The organism is Endothiovibrio diazotrophicus (assembly GCF_054657215.1).
Map to the genome: position 1 here is coordinate 1 of NZ_BAAHXB010000186.1, position 5,585 is coordinate 5,585.

Annotated in this window: 7 protein-coding genes and 2 pseudogenes; 4 read left to right on the forward strand and 5 right to left on the reverse strand. The window is 58.9% G+C overall.

Annotated features, from left to right (window positions below; genetic code table 11):
* Positions 1 to 688: hypothetical protein (locus tag ACYQ2W_RS25005; protein ID WP_459873545.1), on the forward strand; the 688-nt coding region annotated here is incomplete at its 5' end.
* A gap of 332 nt (positions 689 to 1,020) precedes the next feature.
* Here the strand turns inward: ACYQ2W_RS25005 and ACYQ2W_RS25010 are convergent.
* Both ACYQ2W_RS25010 and budA read right to left on the reverse strand, forming a co-directional pair.
* Positions 1,021 to 1,872 carry a transposase gene (locus tag ACYQ2W_RS25010; RefSeq protein WP_459873547.1) on the reverse strand — a complete coding sequence of 284 codons (852 nt, stop codon included), beginning with the start codon at positions 1,870 to 1,872 and terminating at the stop codon, positions 1,021 to 1,023.
* 452 nt (positions 1,873 to 2,324) lie between these two features.
* Complete coding sequence (gene budA, locus ACYQ2W_RS25015) at positions 2,325 to 3,170, reverse strand: acetolactate decarboxylase (protein WP_459873549.1); 846 nt, start codon at positions 3,168 to 3,170, stop codon at positions 2,325 to 2,327.
* 107 nt (positions 3,171 to 3,277) lie between these two features.
* Between budA and ACYQ2W_RS25020 the strand changes: the two genes are divergently transcribed.
* The gene (locus tag ACYQ2W_RS25020) at positions 3,278 to 3,481 is read left to right on the forward strand and encodes a hypothetical protein (protein WP_459873558.1); all 204 of its coding nucleotides are present in this window, start codon (positions 3,278 to 3,280) and stop codon (positions 3,479 to 3,481) included.
* Here the strand turns inward: ACYQ2W_RS25020 and ACYQ2W_RS25025 are convergent.
* A pseudogene (locus tag ACYQ2W_RS25025) lies at positions 3,466 to 3,600 on the reverse strand (nuclease-related domain-containing protein); the annotation flags it as partial. The gene ACYQ2W_RS25020 and the pseudogene ACYQ2W_RS25025 overlap by 16 nt on opposite strands.
* A 310-nt stretch (positions 3,601 to 3,910) precedes the next feature.
* On the opposite strand from ACYQ2W_RS25025, the gene ACYQ2W_RS25030 reads away from it, so the two are divergent.
* Together ACYQ2W_RS25030 and ACYQ2W_RS25035 are read left to right on the forward strand one after the other, a co-directional pair.
* On the forward strand, positions 3,911 to 4,129 hold the full coding sequence (locus ACYQ2W_RS25030) for a FitA-like ribbon-helix-helix domain-containing protein (protein ID WP_459873551.1): 219 nt from the start codon (positions 3,911 to 3,913) through the stop codon (positions 4,127 to 4,129).
* Positions 4,126 to 4,533: a type II toxin-antitoxin system VapC family toxin gene (locus ACYQ2W_RS25035; RefSeq protein WP_459873553.1), complete on the forward strand. Its 408-nt coding sequence runs from the start codon at positions 4,126 to 4,128 to the stop codon at positions 4,531 to 4,533. The genes ACYQ2W_RS25030 and ACYQ2W_RS25035 overlap by 4 nt, the downstream gene beginning before the upstream one ends.
* 339 nt (positions 4,534 to 4,872) lie before the next feature.
* On the opposite strand, the gene ACYQ2W_RS25040 is transcribed toward ACYQ2W_RS25035, so the two are convergent.
* Positions 4,873 to 5,139: a 3'-5' exonuclease gene (locus ACYQ2W_RS25040; RefSeq protein ID WP_459873555.1), complete on the reverse strand. Its 267-nt coding sequence runs from the start codon at positions 5,137 to 5,139 to the stop codon at positions 4,873 to 4,875.
* 280 nt (positions 5,140 to 5,419) lie between these two features.
* A pseudogene (locus tag ACYQ2W_RS25045) lies at positions 5,420 to 5,578 on the reverse strand (hypothetical protein); the annotation flags it as partial.
* Between the last annotated feature and the right edge of the window lie 7 nt (positions 5,579 to 5,585).

A 5,585-nucleotide genomic window follows, 5' to 3' on the forward strand; every position in this document is an offset into this window, starting at 1 on the left:
AGCGGAGCCAGCAAAAACAGCGGCGGAAATAATCCTGTCGCAAGACGACTTTTTCAGCACGCTGCCCTACCAAATAGTCAGCACGGCATTACGAACCTTGAAGCACGAAGAGTCTGCACTTCAAGCAGCAAGAACTATTTTGCACAACTTAAAACAAACTTATACCTTTTTAGTGTTTCAAGCGATAAAAACACTGTTGCACTCCAATACAGATGAGGACAAGGTATTAATTCACAAAATTGTAGAAGAAATTAACTATCACCTCAGAAGCGAAAGTAAAAGTTTCGGTAGGCTGTACTATGATCTGCTCTATCTTCCCCTTTTCAAAATTCCATCGCACCTGGAGAAAGTATACAAGGTCTTCACCGGATATCGACCAACTGCTCAAAGGCATGTCAAGTATAATGCCTTTAGAGTATTGAGCTGTTATAACGAGTACCCTGACATCTCCTATTTTCAAGCTGAGGTGAAAGCACTGAGCAAACGCATCTTGTCAGGTTGTATAGCGGATATCGAATTTCAACGCAAAGAGTACCCGCAAGCGCTTATGTTTGGGCATATCAATTATGCACTGCGGCATCCTGCACTGGTCGCTGAAGCAGTTCAGGCAAAGAAGCATATACTGGCTTATGGCCAGCAGCACCCTGATTTCCAGCAAAGTGCGCTATACAAGGAGGCGACTGAATAGCAGTCAATTTTATTTGAGAATAGGTGGAATACGGGACACCCAAGGTAACTCAACGATATGATAAAGTCATCAGGGACACCCAACTTTGCGGCTCGGCAAGTATTCTGTAGAAAACAATATGAGAATTTAGAGGAAACAGGAGGGACACCCAAGGTAACTCAACGTTATCAAATGACTTCCCGGTTGGTCGACGTATAGCGGCAATATCGCAGATATGAGCCAGAATGACGCGCGAGGTGGTGAGTTACATCTTCAAACTCAGCCGAGTTTGAGTATTGACGCAACGGCGACTCGATCGTCGCTACAAAGGAACGATGAAGTATCGTTCGAATCTAGGTGAGGAGGGTCTTGCAGGCGGAAAAGCTGGGCGTTCGTTGGTAGCCAAGTCGCTGGCACGTAGCTCGGAGTGTATGGGCGGCACCCACCAGCCCCTTGAAAGGACTCTCAAAATTTCGGGCCAGATAGAGCCAGTGCTTTGGTTCGATACGCAGGCGTTCCAGGATTGGCGGTAAATCGGTAGGTATGGAGCCACGTTTTCCATCGACGATAGCTCTACCGGTCCAGTCGACCACCTGGAGATAGTCGGCGAGATGGAAAGGAACTCCCTTCGGCATCTCCTCGCGCAGGTTTCCGACGAATGGAAGCAACCTGCCGGGTTGCGTCGGTGAGTCAGCATCCGATTTGGACACGGTCTTGGCGGCCGTTTCAGCACGCATCTGGACGGAGGTGTAGTCGGACTCCTCGGGCGTCTTGGCCATTCCCGCGCGAACCGGATTGAGATCCACATAGACCATGCATGCCGCGAGCGCCTTTTCGTCGAGCAGGGCCTGGGACTTGAATCGCCCCTCCCAGAAACGGCCGGTACAGCGGTCTTCCGCATTGGCCCGGCGAGCGATGAATTCGTTGAGACGACCCATGAACCAGCTGATGTCCTGGAGCCGGTTTCGCCAGATCTCCACTGTCTGATCGAGGTAATCCATCTCCGCGGGAGATAGCGGGTCTTTGGCGAGGTATCGCTGACTCAGCAACGTCCCGTTGAACAAGCGATGCCAGCGCTCGATCACCTCGGCGCCGGACCACTCTTCCGCCGCTGTCGAGTCCACATGGAGGACGAGGTGGGTATGGTTCGAGAGAATCGCGAACGCAGCGACATCGATGGCGAAGGCATCGGCGAGTTCGAACAACCGATCCTCGATCCACTGCCGCCGGTGACTATAGTCCCGACCGGTGAGGGGATCCTCACCACATAGGAACGCCCGACGAACGCAGCGTGAGACGCAGTGGTAGAAATGGGTTTCCTCCAGTGAGATGAGCGTTTTTCTGGCACGGGTCATGACGTTTGGCAGGCATGTATACGTGGATTTTTCACCAGTATTGCCGGGACGCTCCAGACGTTCAAGGGCCGTCCGTCATTTTCCTCTTCCATCTGATAGCCTATCCGAAAATTCCTACAGCCTCGATGAGCGGGGATTCGGGTGTAATCTTTCCAATGGGTGTCCTGACAAGAACAATGGGTGTCCTGACAAGAACACCGACAAGAAGAGGATCCTTCGCAGGCTGGTCGGTGAGAAGTATCTAAAATTCGGCTTCGCTCACCGTGGCATGTGTGGCGCGCGCGATCCAGTCGTTTCGTTTTTCAACGCTCCGCCTCCTCCAGGTCCTCTTCGGCGTTGCGGGTGAACTCCGCGGTCAGGTAGTCCAGCGTCACCGGCAGCCCGAGCTCCAGGCTGGGGACGTGCTGGATGGCGATCTCCACGTCGCAGGTGCGGCACTCCAGCAGGTGACCACCGCTGTCGAGGGCGTCGGTGAGAAAGTGGAGGTGGTAGCCGGGCACGGTGATCTGGGACATGAACTCGGGGGTCCAGAAGCCGGCGAGGGTGCCGCGCAGGTCGTGGAACTCGAACTCCGGCTGCTCGCGGGCCACCTCCACCAGCGGCCGGTAGCTCTCCTGGCGCGGTACCGAGCGGGTGCGCACGTAGTCGAAATGACCCTGGATGCGGATGGCGTAGAGCATGTTGAGCGAGGGGAGCATGCGTGGCAGCAGGTCGTTGAGTCCGGCGTAGTCGAGGGGGCGCTCGATCCGCTCGCTGCTGTCGGCGGAGAAGAAGGTGACGCAGGCGAAGGGGGTGCGCTCCTCGTCGTCCACCGCGTAGGCGCGGCCGTCGGACTTGAGTTGGAAGACCCGGCCGTCGAGGACCACCATCTCGCCGTCGAGCTGGTTGAAGGTGCCGAGGCCGAAGTCGCCGCGCTGGCGGATGGCGCCGACGGTGGTGTCCTCCTGGTAGATCCCTTCGAGCAGTGCGTTTACCGGCGCGGAGACGTAGACGGTGTTGTGGCGCCGGCCGTCGGCCAGCTCGCGGCGTAGCGCCTCTTCGGCCAGCTGTTCGATGCGCACGCCGGTAGCCTCGGCTCGCAGGCGCAGACGGTCGATCACCTCGGGGGGGAGTTCAAGCTGGAGGGGGGCGTGGGATTCGCGGGACATGGGGGACTCCTTCGATTGAAGCGCTCACTATACCGGCTTCTCCGCGCCCTCTTCGACCGCTCGTTGGCCTGTCCATCGGCGCCGATCGGTTCGGTTATACTCCCACCATGCAACACGCCATCGACCGGCAGACCTTTCGCGTCTCCGACTACTTCCAGTGGCCGGACGAGTTGCGTTGCGAGCTGATCGACGGGGTGGTCTACGATATGACTCCGGCCCCGACGCTCGCCCATCAGACCACGGTGAAGCGACTCACGCTCACCATTGAGGAGGGGCTTCGGCAATTCCGAAAGGGGCCACGGGAGGGATGAAGGATGATGAAATCCGGATAGCGTCGCTGACGTCCTACCGGAATGTCGTACCAAACCGTGTAGTCGTCTTCCAGCAGCCCCTTCAGCCGCTGCGCCACACGCCGCTCGCCCGAGGTCATCCTGCTCATTACCCACTGCCAACGGGGGGGACACCCATCGTAGCAACGACCAACGAACAACCGGCCTCGCCGCCGGCAAGGCGCTTCTGACGTAGGGCGCCCCCCAACCGACTCGCGACCTCACACCCGCGGCGCCGGTCCTGGTGTTTTCTCCCAACTCCTTATGATGGGTGTCCCGGTAGACTGCCGCCGGTAGACTAGTAGACTAGCGCTTCCCCGGGTGATCGCCATGATCAGACCACCCCCATGGGATGTGCCCCCTGGCTGTGCTAGCATAACACTACCGAAACGGTATATAGAGACAACTCCCATGGCATCCGTTCTGATCAAGAATCTGCCCGATGAGCTGCACCGGGAGCTGAAGCAGCGCGCGGAACGTCACCACCGCAGCCTGAACAAGGAGCTGATCGCTATCATCGAGACGGCGGTCCATCGGCCGGAACGAGCCGAACTCCCCGCGCCGGTCCGGCTACGCAAGCCGTTGACCCAGCAGATGCTGGATGAGGCCAGGGAAGAGGGCCGGGCGTGATCGTTATCGACGTCAACGTCGTCATCTATCTGCTGACCGATACGCCGCACCGCGCCCTGGCGGTACGGCTGTACGAGCGGGACGACGAATGGCGGCTTCCCTCCCTCTGGCGGCACGAAATGATCAACGTGCTCGGCACCCTGACGCGCAATGAGGTACTCGACCTGGGAGCGGCCACGCAACTATGGCGCAACGCCCTCGACCTGTTTGCCGCGGGGGAGCTGCAACCGGACATGGAACAGGCGCTGTCACTGGCGGTCGATCGGGGCATCAGCGTTTACGATGCCCAGTACGTCACCTTGGCCATGGCGCTGGACACCCGGCTGGTGAGCGAAGACAGGAAACTGCGACAGCGTCTCCCTGAACGAGTCGTTTCCATGGGCCAGTTGGTGGGGAACGATTGAGTCCCGTCCGGAATACGAGCACAAGGATCTCCAGCACCCCGTCAATTTGAAAATCTCGACATCATGTATTGACCTACCCGAGTTACCGGGACACCCACAACAAGTTTCACATGAGCTCCATGCCCTCGATCCGGAAAATTGCGGGAAAGGTAGCTTGATGTTTATTCGGATGCCCCAAGCGCCCACGGATTGACGTAGCCCACCCCTGAATGACGGAACTCCGCTTCGTTGCGGGTGGCGGCCGTCAGCCCGGAGGCCGCGGCGATGCCGGCGACCATGGCGTCCGGGAGGCGGGCGTCGAGGTTCCTCGCCCAAGGGCCGTTTACGAGATTCGCCCCTTCACTCACCCCATCCGGCGACTTCCAACACCTTCCGGCTGAACTCGTTCTCCGCGGAGGTGGTCACCAGCAGGCGCTCCCGCGCGCGGGTCATGCCGACGTAGAGCAGTCGGGCATCCTGCTCCCTGCGCTCTTCGCGCGCCTCCATCTGGCCGACGCCCAACAGGATCACCCTCGGGAATTCCAGCCCCTTGCTGCTGTGAACGGTGAGTACCGTCACACGATCCGCGGCAGGGTCGTAGGCGGCCTTGTACTGTTTGCTTCCCAACCAGACCCCACAGCTGTTCCTGAAAGCGCTCGGCGTCGGCGCTTTCGGTGATCTCGTCCTTGTAGATCATCAGGTGATCCGGCAGCAGACGCTCGCGCGCCTCCTCCGGAATCGCTTTCTCGATCTGTCGTCGAGTGATATTGGTGAACACCACGCCCCAGCCGTACGGGGTGATCAGATTCCCCTCGTATCGCCCCGAGCGCTCGCGCAGCAGCGGGTCGCGCGTCAGCTGGTTCACCACCGCGTAGGCGTATTGGCGCGCCTGCTCCAGCGGGTGGGCCTTGGTCACCAGGCCGTCTCCGGTAAGCAGCGAGACGTCGCTCTGGTTGATACCCTTCAGCAACTCCGGTTTCCAGTCCTTCACCTCGAGAAAGAGCAGGCCGCGGGAGGGATGAAGGATGATGAAATCCGGATAGCGTCGCTGACGCCCGACGGGGATGTCATAC